Origin of the sequence: Salicola sp. Rm-C-2C1-2 (assembly GCF_040196175.1) — a bacterium.
GTDB lineage: Bacteria > Pseudomonadota > Gammaproteobacteria > Pseudomonadales > Oleiphilaceae > Halospina.
In genome coordinates, this window is sequence record NZ_JBEFNF010000002.1 from 250542 (window position 1) to 266546 (window position 16005).

15 protein-coding genes and 1 other RNA gene are annotated in these 16005 nt (G+C 60.1%); 9 read left to right on the forward strand and 7 right to left on the reverse strand.

What is annotated here, in order from left to right:
* Nucleotides 1-20: 20 nt before the first annotated feature.
* On the reverse strand, nt 21-1997 hold the full coding sequence (locus tag AAF659_RS06955) for a TonB-dependent copper receptor (protein WP_349750997.1): 1977 nt from the start codon (nt 1995-1997) through the stop codon (nt 21-23).
* 233 nt (nt 1998-2230) lie between these two features.
* Here AAF659_RS06955 and AAF659_RS06960 point away from each other — a divergent pair, with 233 nt between their 5' ends.
* The 5 genes from AAF659_RS06960 (at nt 2231) to AAF659_RS06980 (ending at nt 6297) form a co-directional block, all read left to right on the forward strand.
* Nucleotides 2231-2911 (forward strand): sulfite exporter TauE/SafE family protein, encoded by a 681-nt coding sequence (locus AAF659_RS06960; protein WP_349750998.1) that lies wholly within the window; start codon nt 2231-2233, stop codon nt 2909-2911.
* Nucleotides 2912-2962: 51 nt separating this feature from the next.
* Nucleotides 2963-3925 (forward strand): sigma-54 interaction domain-containing protein, encoded by a 963-nt coding sequence (locus AAF659_RS06965; protein WP_349750999.1) that lies wholly within the window; start codon nt 2963-2965, stop codon nt 3923-3925.
* A 105-nt stretch (nt 3926-4030) separates the two neighbouring features.
* The gene (locus AAF659_RS06970) at nt 4031-4354 is read left to right on the forward strand and encodes a c-type cytochrome (protein WP_349751000.1); all 324 of its coding nucleotides are present in this window, start codon (nt 4031-4033) and stop codon (nt 4352-4354) included.
* Between the two features lie 84 nt (nt 4355-4438).
* A complete protein-coding gene (gene ilvA / locus AAF659_RS06975) occupies nt 4439-5956 on the forward strand; it encodes a threonine ammonia-lyase, biosynthetic (protein ID WP_349751001.1) in 1518 nt (505 codons plus the stop codon).
* Between the two features lie 173 nt (nt 5957-6129).
* Nucleotides 6130-6297: a hypothetical protein gene (locus AAF659_RS06980; RefSeq protein ID WP_349751002.1), complete on the forward strand. Its 168-nt coding sequence runs from the start codon at nt 6130-6132 to the stop codon at nt 6295-6297.
* A 13-nt stretch (nt 6298-6310) separates the two neighbouring features.
* Here the strand turns inward: AAF659_RS06980 and AAF659_RS06985 are convergent, their stop codons facing one another.
* From AAF659_RS06985 to AAF659_RS07000, 4 genes are all read right to left on the reverse strand, one after another.
* Nucleotides 6311-6910: a 5-formyltetrahydrofolate cyclo-ligase gene (locus tag AAF659_RS06985; protein ID WP_349751003.1), complete on the reverse strand. Its 600-nt coding sequence runs from the start codon at nt 6908-6910 to the stop codon at nt 6311-6313.
* A 24-nt stretch (nt 6911-6934) separates the two neighbouring features.
* Nucleotides 6935-7121: non-coding RNA, 6S RNA (gene ssrS, locus AAF659_RS06990), on the reverse strand.
* Between the two features lie 72 nt (nt 7122-7193).
* Nucleotides 7194-7490, reverse strand: a complete 297-nt coding sequence (locus AAF659_RS06995) for a cell division protein ZapA (RefSeq protein WP_349751004.1) — start codon at nt 7488-7490, stop codon at nt 7194-7196.
* A complete protein-coding gene (locus tag AAF659_RS07000) occupies nt 7490-7696 on the reverse strand; it encodes a TIGR02449 family protein (RefSeq protein ID WP_077529508.1) in 207 nt (68 codons plus the stop codon). The genes AAF659_RS06995 and AAF659_RS07000 overlap by 1 nt, the downstream gene beginning before the upstream one ends.
* Nucleotides 7697-7855: 159 nt before the next feature.
* Between AAF659_RS07000 and AAF659_RS07005 the strand changes: the two genes are divergently transcribed.
* From AAF659_RS07005 to AAF659_RS07020, 4 genes are read left to right on the forward strand one after another with little or no spacing between them, the layout of a single operon-like run.
* Nucleotides 7856-8470: a UPF0149 family protein gene (locus AAF659_RS07005; RefSeq protein ID WP_349751005.1), complete on the forward strand. Its 615-nt coding sequence runs from the start codon at nt 7856-7858 to the stop codon at nt 8468-8470.
* 13 nt (nt 8471-8483) lie between these two features.
* Nucleotides 8484-9827, forward strand: a complete 1344-nt coding sequence (gene pepP / locus AAF659_RS07010; RefSeq protein ID WP_349751006.1) for a Xaa-Pro aminopeptidase — start codon at nt 8484-8486, stop codon at nt 9825-9827.
* Nucleotides 9820-11073, forward strand: a complete 1254-nt coding sequence (gene ubiH, locus AAF659_RS07015; protein ID WP_349751007.1) for a 2-octaprenyl-6-methoxyphenyl hydroxylase — start codon at nt 9820-9822, stop codon at nt 11071-11073. The genes pepP and ubiH overlap by 8 nt, the downstream gene beginning before the upstream one ends.
* The gene (locus AAF659_RS07020; RefSeq protein WP_349751008.1) at nt 11066-12331 is read left to right on the forward strand and encodes an FAD-dependent monooxygenase; all 1266 of its coding nucleotides are present in this window, start codon (nt 11066-11068) and stop codon (nt 12329-12331) included. The genes ubiH and AAF659_RS07020 overlap by 8 nt, the downstream gene beginning before the upstream one ends.
* A gap of 12 nt (nt 12332-12343) precedes the next feature.
* On the opposite strand, the gene AAF659_RS07025 is transcribed toward AAF659_RS07020, so the two are convergent.
* Nucleotides 12344-14155: a chloride channel protein gene (locus AAF659_RS07025; protein ID WP_349751009.1), complete on the reverse strand. Its 1812-nt coding sequence runs from the start codon at nt 14153-14155 to the stop codon at nt 12344-12346.
* Nucleotides 14156-14204: 49 nt separating this feature from the next.
* Entirely contained in the window at nt 14205-15920 is a 1716-nt protein-coding gene (locus AAF659_RS07030) for a chloride channel protein (protein ID WP_349751010.1), read from the reverse strand.
* Nucleotides 15921-16005 lie beyond the last annotated feature (85 nt).

The following is a 16005-nucleotide window of genomic DNA, read 5'->3' on the forward strand; positions in this document are numbered from 1 at the left end:
AGAGAGGCACGAGAGAAAAATCAGAATTCGGTTGTGAGATTGGCCCAGAGGGTACGGCCCGGTTCGTTGATGGGGCCATTACTGGCACCGAGATCCGCGGAACCGCGCTGGATGTGTTCCGCATAGCGTCGATCAAAGGCGTTGTCGATGCCGGCACTCAGGCGGGCCTGCTCGAAAAGCTGCATTCCGCCATAAACGGAAAAAGTGGCGAACCCAGGTGTTTCCCGGGTATCCAGGCTGTAAATGGTGCCGCTGCCTTCATCCACGCGGTCTTGACGTGCGACGCCACGCCACTGCATACCGGCGGAGTAGCCGCCACGCCTGTAGTCGAGCCCCAGGGTGCCTTCCAGGGGCGGCGTCTGGGCCAGTGGTTCGTTATCGCTGTCATTGGTGCTGCGGGTCCAGGCAAGGGTGGAATTAAAGGTCAGCGCAGGCGTCAGGGAGACCGCCATATCGGCTTCAACGCCCCGCGTGGTCGCGTCCACGTTACGGGCGTTACCGCCACCGTTGGTGATCAGGATGTAGTCATCGTACTGTCCGTAGAATACGGCGATGGTGCCTTCGACCCGCTTGTGGCTCAGCGAGATGCCGGTATCCACCTGGGTAAGGGTCTCGTTGCCAATACCGAAGTCCCTGTCACGCTCCCAGAAATCCGGCGCGCGCTCGGAGCGCCCCAGCCCGGCATAAAGATTGATGGGTAGATCCTGCAACGCCACTTCGTAGCGGCCAAAGCTGCTCCACTGGGTGCGGTCGTCGGTTTCACCCTCGCGCGCGCCCCCGTAGTCTGCGATCAGTGCCTCGGCCTCGTGGTAATCGCCGCGCACGCCCAGGGTCAGCCATGAATTGGCGCCCACTTGCCGTTCCATGTCTGCAAAAAGACCCATATCGGAAAACTCGGCCGTTTCCGGGGCTGCTTCACCTCTGAACTTGGCGCCAGCCAGGGGGTTGCCCATTGTCATGATAGGGCCGCTGTCGGCATGCTCGCTGATGGAAAAGTCCAGTCCGGCTTGGATTTCAGTCCGGGAGGACAGGTCCATGTCGGCGCTCACGCGCCCTCCCATGGTAGTGCGTTCCACAAGGCGCGCCATGGCCATCTTTCCCGGAGGATTCCTCAGGCGGAAATTGTCCATGACGTGGTTAACGTCGTTGTAATAGAAGTTGGCCTCGATCCGGGGGAGCCAGCCGGTAAGGTTGTCCCGGGATCCGGACAACCGGTAGCTGGTTCGATCAAACTCGGTGCCGTCCATCCGACGGTCGTCGTAGGCGGCTTCGGCGTTACTGCGGTCGTAACTGAGCTCAAGCTCGCTATCATTGCCAGGCGTCCAGCCTGCGATGGCGCTCGTGCTCCAGCGCTCGTGCTCGGAATGGACGGATTCACCGCCGCCGTCCTCATAATCGTCCTGTGTTGAGAGCGTCCCGATGAAGCGGGCGTAACCATCCTCATCCCCGGTAGTGATGTTGGTGGCCATGTCATTGCGTGCGTGGCTGCCGGCCGTGAAACTTGCGAACCCATTGGTTGTGGGTTCTGAAAAATCCGGTGTGTCACGCTCAAAGCGAACGCTTCCCGCGGTGGCAGGGCCATAACGGACACTCTGGGGGCCTTTGGTAACGCTTACCCGGTCATAGGACTGGGGGAATATGTAGGCCGTCGGCGGGTCCATGCGGCTCGGGCATCCGCCAGGTATGGCGCCTCCATTCACCGAGATGTTGAGCCTGGAGCCGCCCAGGCCCCGCAGGACCGGTTCGCCGCTGGTTCCTCCCTTACGGCTGACATTGAAACCAGTGATCGATTCCAGATAGGCGCCGCCGTCCTGGGCTGGGAGTGAGGCGTGCGGTTGGCGGGGATCGGTTGTGACCTCATAGGGTGTGTCCATCGAGGAGGTTGTGACCACGAGTGGTTCCAGGGTCATGTTCTGGGCACTTGCAGCTGTGGCGCCCATAAGCAGGCTGGCTGTCACCAGGGGTGTGGTGCGCGGCCTGTAAGGCTTATGTATCATCGAGTGCTCCGTGAGGTTGATTATCTCTGTGGCCTTTCGGTCGCAAGATGCGGGCCAGTTCCGCCAGCTTAGAGAAGCGCTTTCAGGCCTCTGTAATGACAGTATTTTTTTAAGGTCTCAGTTGGCATCTCACTGAGGCGGAGCGGGGGGGGGGTGTGAAATGCCCGGGTGACTGTGTGATTTCACGCAGTTGTTGATATTCCTTAAGTCGCCAGCCGCGGGAGCTGTTTAGAATGTGGTGGACGGACTGGGCAACGGCGTTTGTATTGGGGGTAGTCAGCAGCACCCACTGCGTGGGGATGTGCGGTGGCATTGTGGGGGCTCTGACCTACAGCCTGGCGCCGGAGATCCGGGGTAGTCGTTCGCATTTTGTGCTGTTCAGCCTGCATTATCATCTGGGCCGCATTAGCAGCTATATGCTGGCCGGCGCCCTGGTGGCCGGGGGAGCGGCAGTGTTTCAGGAGCTGGCCGGTGCTGGTAGTGCCCTGGTGATGCGCACAGTGGGGGCAATGTTTCTGGTGGCGCTGGGGGTCTACATTGGCGGCTGGTTCCCCCGTTTCGCGTGGATCGAGTCAATGGGGCGTCCACTGTGGCGGTGGCTGGAGCCGATTGGTCGTCGCCTTCTGCCGGTACGCTCACTGCCCCAGGCCTTTGGCTTTGGACTTGTCTGGGGCTGGCTGCCCTGTGGTTTGGTGTATTCGGCGCTGGTCTACAGTCTGAGTACCGGGTCCGTGTGGCAGGGGATGGGGGTTATGCTGTTCTTCGGGCTGGGGACGATTCCCACGCTGCTTCTGGTGGGGTTCATGGCGGAACGGGTGAGCCGTGTTATGGCCAACCCGCTGTTCCGTCAGGTCGCGGGTGTGCTCATTGTGGTGCTGGCGTTGGTGCCGCTGGCACTGGTGCGGGCGCACTAAGCGCGTGCATGGCATCAGGGGTTTTCATGGGTTTGCGTCAGGATGGTCACGATGTTCAGTAGTGATTCTTTTCCGCTTCTCGGGGGTGAATCGCCAGCGCTGCAGTCTGTACTGCGATCGGCTTCACTGGTGGCGGCCACGGATGCCACCGCTCTGATAACCGGGGAGAGCGGTACCGGCAAGGAGTTGCTCGCGGGTGGCGTGCATCAGGTCAGTCGCCGGTATGCCGGCCCCTGGGTGCCGGTCAACTGTGCGGCGCTGCCGTCCGAGTTGGTGGAAGCTGAGCTTTTCGGTTACTGGAAAGGCGCGTTCACAGGCGCGGACAGGGATACGCCGGGCTTCGTCCACCAAGCCCAGAATGGCACCCTGTTTCTCGACGAGATCGCCGAGCTGACCCTTTCTGGGCAGGGGAAACTGTTGCGGTTCCTAGAGGCGGGCGAATGTCAGCGCCTGGGGTCTGGCAGAGCCGAGAAGCTTGATGTGCGGATCATTGCGGCGACTCATCAGGATCTGTCAGCACTGGCAGCGCAGGGGCGATTCCGATCCGATCTGTTCTACCGCCTCAACGTGATACCTTTGGGTCTGCCTGCTCTCAGGGAGCGGACCGGCGACATTCAGTTGCTGCTTGAGCATTTTCGTGAGGCGCTTGCGGTCAGGCATGGCGTCACCGCCCCGGTCTTTGCACCCAGCGTACTCAAACGTTTCAGTCGGTATTCCTGGCCGGGCAATGTGCGTGAGCTGAAAAACCTGGTCGAACGGTGCGTGGTTCTGATGGCGGGCCAGACCATCGAGGCTCATGATATCCCTGATGGGTGGCTGGCTGACGCCAGTGCCACAGAGGATCAGTTGGGAATGGAGCTGCCGGCTGAGGGTGTCAGGCTTGAGAGTGTGGAGGTTAGTCTGATCCAGCAGGCGCTTGCCCGTACCGGCGGCAATCGCAGCCGGACGGCGGAACTGCTCGGAGTTACCCGGGATACGCTTGTGTATCGGCTTCGCAAGTATGGCTTTCGATGAAACAGATCGTCTAGTTGAGTCAGGTCAATGTATTTGCGCTGTGCGCCCGTTAAGATGTAGAAAAAGGTGGAATATGAATTCCATAGAAGACAGTAAGGAGCAAACATGAAGGCAACCATCAAACCGATCGCAGTAGTCGGTACCGTCCTCGTGATGAGTTTGGCCAGCACGGGAATGGCTCAGGAGCGTTCCGGAGAAAAGATCTACAACAGTAATTGCAGTGCCTGTCATATGACCGGAGCTGCTGGTGCTCCCAAGATGGATGCAAGTGACGACTGGCAGAGCCGTCTCGATGCACGGGGCCGGGAAGGTCTCTATAAGAACTCCATCAACGGCTACAAGGCCATGCCGCCGATGGGCACCTGCAGTGACTGTTCCGACGCGGAAATGAAGGCGACAGTCGATTACATGCTCGACAAAGCACTTTAGTGATCGGCAAAAAGGCATCACGCGTGGACGTGGTGCCCGGATCCTTCTTACACTGTGAGGCTGCCGATGAGAGAGAGCCTCACAATGATTGATCGATACATCCGCAAGATCCTTGATGCGCGCGTCTATGATGTGGCGATCAAATCGCCCGTGAGCCATGCGCGCAACCTCACCCGCCGCTTCGGTAACAATATCGTCTTCAAGCGTGAGGATCTGCAGCCGGTCTTCTCCTTCAAGCTTCGTGGTGCCTATAACAAGATCAGTCAGCTGTCGGACGCCCAGAAAGCGTGCGGTGTCATTGCGGCCTCTGCGGGTAATCATGCCCAGGGCGTGGCGCTTGCCGCGACTCAGCTGGGTATCCATGCGACCATCGTCATGCCGCGGACCACGCCGGAGATCAAGGTCAACTCCGTGCGCAACCAGGGCGCTGAGGTGGTTCTGATTGGCGATGCCTTCGACGACGCCGCCGCCTACGCGCAGGAGCAGATCGAAAAGCACGGCTACACCTACATCCCTCCCTACGACGACCCGGATACCATTGCCGGCCAGGGGACCGTGGCCATGGAGCTGCTATGGCAGTTCACAAAGCCCATACACGCCGTGTTCATCCCGGTCGGCGGCGGTGGTCTTATGGCGGGCATGGCAGCCTACATCAAGTATCTGCGCCCAGAGACGCGGGTCATCGGGGTGGAGCCCGAGGACTCTGCCTGTCTTTCCGAAGCCCTGAAGGCAGGGCAGCGTGTGGCATTGCCTCAGGTCGGGGTCTTTGCCGATGGTGTGGCGGTGAAACAAATCGGAAGTTATACCTGGGAGGTCTGCAAGAATCACGTGGACGAGGTTGTGACCGTGACCACGGATGAGATCTGCGCCGCGATCAAGGACGTTTTCGAGGACACACGCTCGATACAGGAACCGGCAGGCGCTCTCTCAGTAGCGGGCGTCAAGAAATACGTCCAGCGCCAGGGCCTGGAGGATGAGAATCTGGTCGGGATCCTGAGCGGTGCCAATATGAACTTCGATCGCCTGCGCTACATCTCGGAGCGCACCGAGGTAGGGGAGCAGCGCGAGGCCATCCTTGCGGTCACGATTCCGGAAAGGCCTGGCAGCTTCCGCCAGTTCATCCAGGCCCTGCGTAAGCGCAACATCACCGAGTTCAATTACCGTTATTCGTCGGCCGACGAAGCGCATATCTTTGTCGGCGTACAGATCCAGGCGGGCGGTCTCGGTCGGAATGAGGTGGTGAGCGAGCTCACGGATCTGGGATATCCGGTTCTTGATCTGACCGACAATGACCTGGCTAAGCAGCACATCCGGCACATGGTTGGCGGGCACGCGCCCTCGGTAACCAATGAAAAGGTTTTCCAGTTCACTTTTCCTGAACGCCCGGGGGCGCTGATCAGCTTCCTGATGTCACTGGGCAGCCGTTGGAACATCTCCATGTTCCACTACCGGAACCATGGTGCTGCCTACAGCCGGATTCTGATGGGTGCCCAGGTCGAGGATGATGAGCTGGATGACTTCCGCGTCATGTTGGATGAAATCGGCTTCGAGTATGAAGAAATCGGTAATGATCCGGCCTATCGCCTTTTTCTTGGTCAGTAGGTTGCAAAATATTACAAAGTTCTCATGAGCCGCCAATCGTCCTGAATTGTAAAAAGGTATTTTACTGCTAAACTCCTACTACTGTTCGAGGAATCAGGCCTAGACCGCTGGTTTTTCGCCATTATTACCGATCGAATAAGAAAAACAGAACAGCTGGCAGGAGACGACCTACAATGAAGCGCCAACCTGACGTTATACGCGTACTGGTTATGGTGTTTGCTATTGGGCTTTTGATCAGTGGGCTGACTTCCCTGGCCACCTCAGAGGAGCCCGGGATGACGTCCAGGGCCGCGCAGGAAGCAGCCCTGACCCAGAGCACCAGTAGCCGCGCCATCAACTGAGTTCAGATCCGTTTCAGCGTACCGGGTAGTACCCCTGATCCGTCACAATTGCGTTCATGGGAACGTCCCAGCTGGCGGTGGGCATGGCCGCCACCCGTTGGCTGTCGTGCGCCAGGCCAATGAGCCGGGGGCTGTGCTGCCCAGGCTGCCCCAAGAATGCAAAGGTTCGGTCGTAGAAACCACCGCCCATCCCCAGTCGGTCGCCTTCCGCCGTAAACCCCACCAGCGGCATCAGCACCACGTCCAGCGCCCAGGCCGGTCGTGACGCAGCCCGGCGCAGGCTGGGTTCGGGGATGCCAAAGCGATTGCGGACCATGGGCGTATCCCTGTCCAGACGCATGAACCAAAGGCGGTTGCCAAGTACGGGGTGGAGAACGGGCAGGTAACAGCCCTTGTTCATGCGTTGCACCGCTGACTGCAGGGGGCGGGGGTCGATCTCGCCGTCATTCGGCCAGTAAAGGGCGATACTGCGTGCGTCACGCAGTTCCCGACTGGCGAGCAGGTTGCGGCACAGTCTGCGTGAGGCGCGTCGCTGCTGCTGGGGGCTGAGCGCCCGTCGTCGTGAGCGCAGCTCCCTGCGCAATTGTTGTCGAGTCGGTTGATGGCTCGTCATGGGGATCTGGTAAGGCAGGTTAGAAAACCCTCCGGGCTGCCGGACCGGATTGTGCCCTTGAACCCAGTAGTTCAAGGCGGGAGCCCCTTGATGGTGAATCAGGCTTTCCTCTGCGCGGAGGACTTGCACACATCACCAGGGAGCGGCTCCCTTTGGTCATGCGCATCGGCTCGAGGACAACATCCAGTGAAGTCGCACAACCCAGAAGGTTAATCAGATTATAGGCCGACCGACGGGGGGGAATGCAATGGCGGCGTTGAGCAATTCAGGCATCTGTACCCGTTCAAGACTGTTCCAGTGCCTCGCGCACGCGCTCATCGATGTCCCGCAGGGTGCGTTCCGCTGATTCGGGCATGCTGCTACCGCTCTGCAGCAGCTCGTGGGTGATGTTGAGCGCGGCCATGACCGCTATTCGCTCAGTGCCGAAGACACGGCCGCTTGCCCGGATCTCGCGCATTTTTTCATCCAGGTATCTGGCGGAACGTTCCAGATCACTTCGGGCCTCGCCCGGACTGGCTACAAGGTATTCCTTGTCCAGGATGTTGACCGCGACTGTTTCCTTATCCGTATGCTCTGCCATCAGTGATGCTCCAGTGAACGCAGCCGTGAAATCATCGCCTCGATCCGGTGGCGTGCCATATCGTTCTTCTGCATGAGCTGAACCCGTTCCTGCTGCCAGTCCTCCTGGGCCTGGCGCAGCCGCGCGTTCTCGGCTTCGAGCTGGCGATTGCGCTCGATCAGCCGTTCAATGCGCGCGGCCAGTGCCTCGAGTTCCGCTTGGTCCATGGTCGCCTCTCCGGGGAATCGCCTCTGGAAAATCACTATAGTGGGCTCCCGGAGAGCGGTCAATTTGCGGTACGACAGCCTCTCACAACATGATAGTCTGAAGGCCTGCATAATCTGCTGTCCAAAACCCGAAATCCAACACCCGGAGCTGATCACCGCATGAGCGGAATCGACGACAACGATACCCAGCGCCTCCAGGAAGTGGTCTACGACTTTGACCTGTGGACCGATCTCCATAGTCGCCATAGTGCCATTAACCATCCCAGTGAACTGCACGGCCTTCTCGCGGGCGAGCTGGCCGCCGGCGAGCGCCTTTCCAGTGAGCGCTGGGAGAATCTGGCATTGGAGCATCTGGGCTGTGACAACCTGCAGGAAGAACAGGGAGACGAACAGGCGTCTCCGCGTGCGCTTCTGCATGCTTTCTATGCAGCGACTCTGGCCGCACTGCAGTCTGAAGCCATGGATTTCCAACTGCTGCTGCCGCCTGAACAGGCACCGCTGAACCAGCGCCTTGAAGCCGTTTCCAACTGGGTCCGTGGTTTCCTGGAAGGGATGGCCCGGGCGGCTGGCGATGGCCTGAGTCGCGCGCCGGACGACATTCGTGAGCTGGTCCGTGATTTTGTGGCCATTAGTCAGGTAGATAGCGACGCTGATGACGGCGAGGATGATGGCGACCGCGACATTGAGGAGATCTCGGAGTACATCCGGGTCGGGGTTCTCAATGTATTCGCGGAATTCAATCATCCCAAGCCGGACCAAGAGACTCTGCATTGAACCGGGAATGCCGATGACTGCTGCAAACAACCAGATCCAGACCGCGATTGACCGGGACGAGCATGGCAGCCGTCGCCGTCGCCTGATGGAACAGATGGCGCCGGAGAGTATCGCCATCGTTTCCGCGGCTCCTGAGCGTACCCGAAGTCGGGATACAGAATACCCCTACCGCCAGGATAGCGATTTTCTCTATCTCACCGGCTTCCAGGAGCCGCACGCGGTGCTGGTACTGATCCCCGGCCGGGAGCATGGTGAGTCGGTGCTGTTCTGTCGTGAGCGGGATCCGGATCGCGAACTGTGGGATGGTTTCATGACCGGCCCTGATGGTGCCGTGGCCGATTACGGTGTGGATGATGCCTTTCCCGTCAGCGATATCGACGACATTCTTCCGGGCCTGATTGAGGGACGCTCCCGGGTCTATTACTCGATCGGCCGGGATTCGACGTTCGACAGCCGGGTCATGGAATGGGTCAACAGCATCCGCGCCCGCGTGCGCAGTGGCGCTAAGCCCCCGGGTGAGTTTGTGGCGCTGGAGCACACCCTGCATGATATGCGCCTTTACAAGAGCGCGGCGGAGCTGCGGGTCATGGAGCGTGCCGGCCGTATCAGTGCTGAGGCTCACTGCCAGGCCATGCGCCGCGCCCGCCCCGGGCTGCGTGAATACCAGCTGGAGGCGGAGCTGCTGTACCGCTTTCTGGATGAAGGCGCCAGCGCTCCTGCTTACCCCACTATTGTTGCAAGCGGGTCCAACGGCTGTGTGCTGCATTACACCGAGAATCAGGGCAGGCTGGCGGACGGCGATCTGGTTCTGATCGACGCCGGCTGTGAGTATAACGGTTACGCGGCGGATATCACCCGGACTTTCCCGGCTAATGGCCGTTTCTCCGGCGAACAGAAAGCGGTTTATGAGATTGTGCTGGCAGCCCAGAAAGCGGCCATTGAGAAGGTTAAGCCGGAAAACAACTGGAATCAGCCGCATGAGGCGGCGGTGGAGGTCCTGAGCCAGGGGCTTCTGGATCTGGGCATCCTGTCGGGCAGTCTGGAGGAGGTGCTTGAGCAGGGTCATTATCGGGACTTCTTTATGCACCGCACCGGTCACTGGCTGGGCATGGATGTGCACGATGTGGGTGATTACCGTATTGATGGTGCCTGGCGGGTGCTTGAACCGGGCATGGTAATGACCATTGAGCCCGGGCTTTATATTGCCCCGGGTAGTGCGAATGTGGACCAGCGCTGGCATGGCATTGCTGTGCGCATTGAGGACGACGTGGCGGTTACCCGCTCCGGCTATCGCAATCTCACGCCGGATGTGCCCAAAGAGATTGCTGATATTGAGGCGTTGATGGCGGATGAGTGAACCCGCTTCCACCACCCGGCACTGTGATGTGCTCATCGTTGGCGGTGGCATGGCCGGCGCTTCGCTGGCGCTCGGGCTTGCCCGGCATGCGCCGTCACTTGATGTGGCCGTCGTGGAATCTTCGCCCCTGGATCCGTCAGTGGATCCTGAGGCGCAGTTCCAGCCCAGTTACGATGCCCGCGCCACAGCGCTTGCCTACGGCTCCCGCCTGATCTATGAGGATCTCGGGGTATGGCCGGAACTGGCGCGGGCAGCCACTGCCATTGAACATATCCACGTTTCCAGCCGTGGTCGCCCGGGTACCACCCGTATGCACGCGTCAGAGCATGGGACCGCGGCGCTGGGGTATGTGGTGGACAATGGCTGGTTGGGCCTCAATCTGGTCTCCGCTCTTCAGAATACGGCAACACACTGGCTGTGCCCGGCACGTGTTGTAACGGCTGAGACCGGTAGGAACAGCGCCCAGGTTCTGGTGGAACAGGACGACCGCCAACAGTGGTGGCAGGCGCGGTTGCTGGTGGTCGCTGACGGAGGTCGTTCCGGGCTGCGTGAGCAGCTGGGCTTCACCGCCAGCCGGCGGGATTATGGCCAGCATGCCCTGGTCGCCACCGTTACCACCAGTGCGCCCCATGGGCATCAGGCTTATGAACGTTTTGCCGAGGGCGCGGCCGTAGCCCTGCTGCCTCACCGGGGTGACCATGACTACGCTCTGGTCTGGACCATGGACAGTGCTGAAATCGAACGTCGGATGGCGCTCGGGAACGATGCTTTTCTGGAGGAACTGCAGGCGCGGTTTGGCTGGCGTCAGGGCCGTTTCGAGCATGTGGGTCAGCGCCACAGCTACGCGCTGGCCCTGGAGCAGGTTGTCCACCCGGTGCGCCCCGGCGTGGTGCTGGTGGGCAACGCCGCCCATTCGCTGCATCCGGTGGCTGGCCAGGGATTCAACCTTGCCCTGCGGGGCTTGATGCGGCTGAGCAGTCGCTTGGGTAAGGCGGCTGGCGAGCCGTTATCCCTGGGCCAGCCCGAACAGCTGGCCTCTTATGTAGAGACTCATCAGCAGGATGTAGACGCTATCGTCGGCTTCTCCGATGGCCTGGTGCGGGTGTTTTCTGAAAAGAGTGGTTTCCCGGGGCGGCTCCGGGACATCGGCCTCGCGGCGCTCGATGCCGCGCCCGGCGCGCGTAACTGGCTGGCACACCGCAACATGGGGCTGAATACACGACGGAGTTCTCTGGGCCATGACTGACAGCGGGCTGACTGAAAGAACCACCATTGCCATTGTTGGCGGCGGTCTTGTGGGTGGGGCCCTGGCACTTCTGCTGGCGCGTCTGGGGCTTGAGGTTACCGTGGTGGAGCCCCAATCGAGGGAGACATCGCTGCACGAACTGGAGCCTGTCACCACCGTGGATGGCTTTGAACCGCGCGTCAGCGCCCTTACCGAGGGAACCCGGCAGCTGCTTGAGGATTTGGGCGTCTGGTCCGAAATAGAAGCCCGCCGCTGCTGCCCTTACAGGGAGATGCGCGTCTGGGACGCCGAGGGTACCGGCAGCATCCATTTCGACGCGGCTGACCTGCAGCTTTCCCGACTCGGAAGTATCGTCGAGAATCGGGTGGTTCTGGGGGCGCTGGCCCGAGCCATGGCCGCAGAGCCTGGTCTCAACTGGCTGGATGGAGAACACGTCCGCCACTGGCGCCCAACAGGCAGCGGGTCAGCGGTCATGCTCAGTGACGGCCGCTGGCTCGAGGCGCGCCTGGTGATCGGGGCGGATGGTGCCAATTCGCGCATTCGACAGTGGGCCGGCCTCGCCACCCGGGAGTGGGACTACGACCAGCAGGCGATTGTCTGCACGGCGCGTACCGAATACGGCCACCAGCGCACCGCTTGGCAACGGTTCATGGCCACAGGACCTCTGGCGTATCTGCCCCTGGCTAATGAAGAAGGTAGTGACCGGTTCGTCTCTATTGTCTGGTCTCAGGATGTCGGGGAATCGGCGCGTCTCATGAATCTGGAGGATGGCGCGTTCGCAGGTGAGCTGGCGGCGGCTCTGGAGTGGACGCTGGGTACGGTGGAAACTGTGTCCACGCGTCATGCCCTGCCGCTGCGCCAACGCCATGCCCGGGAGTACAACCGCCCGGGCGTGGCGCTGGTAGGTGATGCGGCCCATACCATCCATCCGCTGGCGGGGCAGGGTGTCAACCTGGGCTTTGCGGATGCCGCCGTCCTGGCGGATGAGATCCGTACCGCCATGGAACGGGGGCTGGAGCCGGCGCACACTAGTGCCCTTCAGCGTTACCAGCGCCGGCGCAAGGTGGAGAACCTTTCCCTCATGGCGGCCATGGAGGGGTTTAAACAGCTCTTCGCGCGTGACGAGCTGCCAATGCGCTGGCTGCGCAACACCGGTATGCGCTGGCTGGACGGCCAGACCGGAATCAAGAACCGTATCGCGGCCGAGGCTATGGGTGCCCGCCACCCGTTGCCCAGGTTTCCACCGCCGCAGGCTTAGCCGGGGGACTGATCAGGTGCGGGTGCTGAAGCTCCGGAACTGCTCCATAACGCTGTCGGCCAGATGGTCCTTGTCCAAAACCCCGATCACCTCTTCGGCCAGACCGGTTTCCGCAGCCACTGCATAGACCAGTGCGTAGTCCACACCCTGCTGGGTCAGCTGCTGGACTACCTGGCTGAGCAGATCGCCGGCGCCTACCTGCACGAACTGCTTGTGACCAAGCTTTTTCAGCGGCCAGTCCTCATGATGCTGATGCTCTGCGTCAAGCAACCCCTCAAAGGAGAGAATACCGTTGATTTCATTGTGGTCATCGGTCAGGAGCAGGTACTGCACATCCGCCTCGCGGCCCAGAAGCCCGAAGGCGCCGCTGACGCTAGTGGTTTCGGGAAGAGTGGCGATCCCCACTTCGGTGAACTCATCCGCCCGCCGCATCAGGAAGAGGTTGCGGTGGCGTTCGCTGGAGAAGTGTTTGCCACGGCGTGTAAGCTTGATGCTATAGATCGTATCGTCGATCAGGGCGCGGCGGATGCCGATGGCAACAGCGACAGCGATAATGAGTGGGATGATTATCGAGTAAGCGCGGGTCATTTCAAACACCATGACAATCGCCGTCATCGCGGCGCCCGTGACGCCGCCGACAACGCTGGCCATACCGACAACGGCATAATTCATGGGGTTGATGTTCGCGGTGGGCCAGATCAGGGAAAGTGCGACACCGAAAGCAGCGCCCAGTGTCGCGCCAAGAAAAAGCGCCGGTGAAAAGATGCCCCCGGACGACCCGGAGCCCAGGCTCAGCGCCGTGGCCAGCAGCTTACCGCCAAAAAGCATAACAAGTAACTGAAATGCCAGCAGGTTGCCGTGCAGTACCTCACTGATGGTGGCGTAATTGGCGCCCGCTATATGGTAGTGGCCGTAGGTGTACTGGAAGCCGAAAAGCATAAGACCAACGAAAAACATGCCGGTCGTGTGCCGTAGGTAATGGTTGTTGGTGAACCGTTCAAAAGCGATTTCCGTGACCGACTGGAGTCGAATGAAAAGCCAGGCGGTCACACCACAGACGACACCCAGAACACTCATGGCTGCAATGTTGTAGAAGTCCAGGGCACCGGCGCTGACAGCCTGTGGTGCAGGAATCACGAATGCCGGTGTCATTCCCAGGGTGGTACGCCCGATATAGCTGGCGGTGGCGGTCGAAAGCACCACCGGCATGAAGGTCCGGACGCTGAGCTCGGGCAGCATCAGTTCCACCGCAAACATGACACCGCCCAACGGCGTATTGAAGGTAGCCGCAATGCCTCCTCCGGCGCCCGCCGCAATCAGGGTTATGCGTTGCCAGGCACTGAGATGGACGAGGCGGGCAATGCTTGAGGCGAGCGAGGCCCCGATCTGGATAATGGGGCCCTCCTTGCCTACGGATGCCCCGCTGCCAATGGATAGGGCGGAGGCCAGCGATTTGGCGGCGGCAACAACAGGCCGGATCAACCCCTCGCGGAAGTAAACCGCATCAATGACCTCGGGCACGCCACTACCACGGGCTTCGGGCGCGAAGGTGCGAGTGAGCCAGACAACACCCAGCCCCCCAACTACCGGCACAAGAATCACAAAGGGTCCCCAGATACTGGGCTCCAGAAGGCTTTCACCGCCCAGCGTCAGGCCCAGGCGCCCGTAGAAAAACAGATTGTGGAAAAAGCTGATGAGATAATAGAAAAGAATGGCACCCAGGCCAGTGACGATGCCCACCACAATGGCAATGAGCGAAAAAACGAGCGCTGGTGCGTCGCGTTCTTCACTCGACTCATCGTTCAGAGTCTTTTCAGTGTTCATGGATCGATCGCAATCCCGGGGGTCGTTTTGGAATCGTGATACCTTCCTGTTAATGCATCAGGTAGGCATCTTCCTTGGAAGCAAGGGAAATCTCGCGTGGTGTAATGACGCCCAGTACATCCTCAGCCTTGCGGCTGTTCTCATCGGCCATAACCAGAACCGCCTCGCACTCATTGGCATGCATGGTCCGCATCAGGTTCGACCAGTTGGTTTCCGACACCACTGACAGGAAATTGCGGTCAATGGTCCAGTCTGTACTCTCGGGCACGCAGAGGTAATGCAGGTTCTCGTGCACAACCCCTTCAATCAGTCCGTTGTCCACCGCTACCGCGTATCGGGGTGCTTTTTCAGGGGTGTGGGTTGCCTCCCATTGCCTCAGGAGCCGGACATCAATCAGGTCAAATTCCGGACTCATGAGTGTGCCTGCATTATGCAGGTGGGATGTTGCCGCCTGAAGTCCCTGTGGAACGCTGTAGCCGCGACGCGAGAGCTTGAGGGTATAGATGCTTTCTTCGCTCAGCGCTGACCGAACCGCATAGGCGAATGAGACCGTTGCGATGATGGGCAGCATGGCGGCGTAGTCACCCGTCAACTCGAAGACCATGATGACTGCGGTCAGAACAGCACCGGTGGTGCCCGCAACCATGCCCGCCATGCCAGCGATGGCGAATACCACGGGATCAATGCCGCTGGCTGGAAAAACCACTAGCACAAGGTTGCCAAACAGCGCGCCGAAAGTGGCGCCCAGAAACAGCGACGGTGAGAAAACACCGCCGGATGCTCCCGAGCCCAGCGTGAGCCCGGTTGCCAGCCATTTTCCAAGGAAAAGCAAGGCCAGAAAAAGTGGATCGGACAGGATACTGCGCAGGACATCCAGAATGGTGGGATAGCCCACACCACCAATGTGGTAATGGCCTGTATAGATCATGGATCCATACAGCATGATGCCGACAACCGCCATACCGGCGATATGGCGTACATAGGAGTTGGTGAAATAGTGTTCGAACCAGTCCTCGAATGTATAGATGGAGCGGATGAAACCAGCGGAAATCGCACCAACCAGGGCGCCCAGCGGAATGCACGCCAGCAGTGAGTAGAACCCGACAAGGTGGTTCTCGAAAACGACAAGCTCAGGCACATCGAACGAGGGGTGGACACCGCTGTAAAACCGGCCGATGTAGGTTGCTGTTACGGTGGAAATGGCAACAACGGTGACAGTGCGGGCGCTGATTGAGACCAGCATCAGCTCCATGGCGAAGGCCAGCCCACCAATCGGGGCATTGAAAGTGGCAGCCACCGCGGCCGCAGCACCCGCGCCCACGAGCACAACCCTCTGGCGTGCTGGCATGGCAATGATCTGCCCCAGGCTGGAGCCGAAGGCCGATCCGATCTGGACGATGGGCCCTTCACGGCCAACAGAGCCGCCACTGCCAATGGAAACCGCCGAAGTCAGGGCCTTGGCAACCACCACCGAGGGTCGGATGCGGCCCTGACTGAAGTAGATGGCGTTCATGACCTCGGGAACCCCGTGACCACGGGTTTCCGGGGCGAATCGTTCGGTTATCCAGTTAACGATGATGGCACCCGCAACCGGTACCAGAATAACCCCTGCCCCCCAGGTGCTGGCGGCAATATGGATATCCGGATTGAACGCCAGACTGAATTCGCCGTAGAAAAAAAGGTTGCGGAAAAAACCAATGATGGCTTTGAAAGCAATCGCACTGAAACCACCGAAGATCCCCACCGCTACCGCCAGCACCACCATGATACTGGGGCGGAGGGGTTGATTGGGGGCTGCTCCAAGAGAAGAAGCTGGGGCTGACCCGTCAGTTTGTTGGTTACTGCTTTGG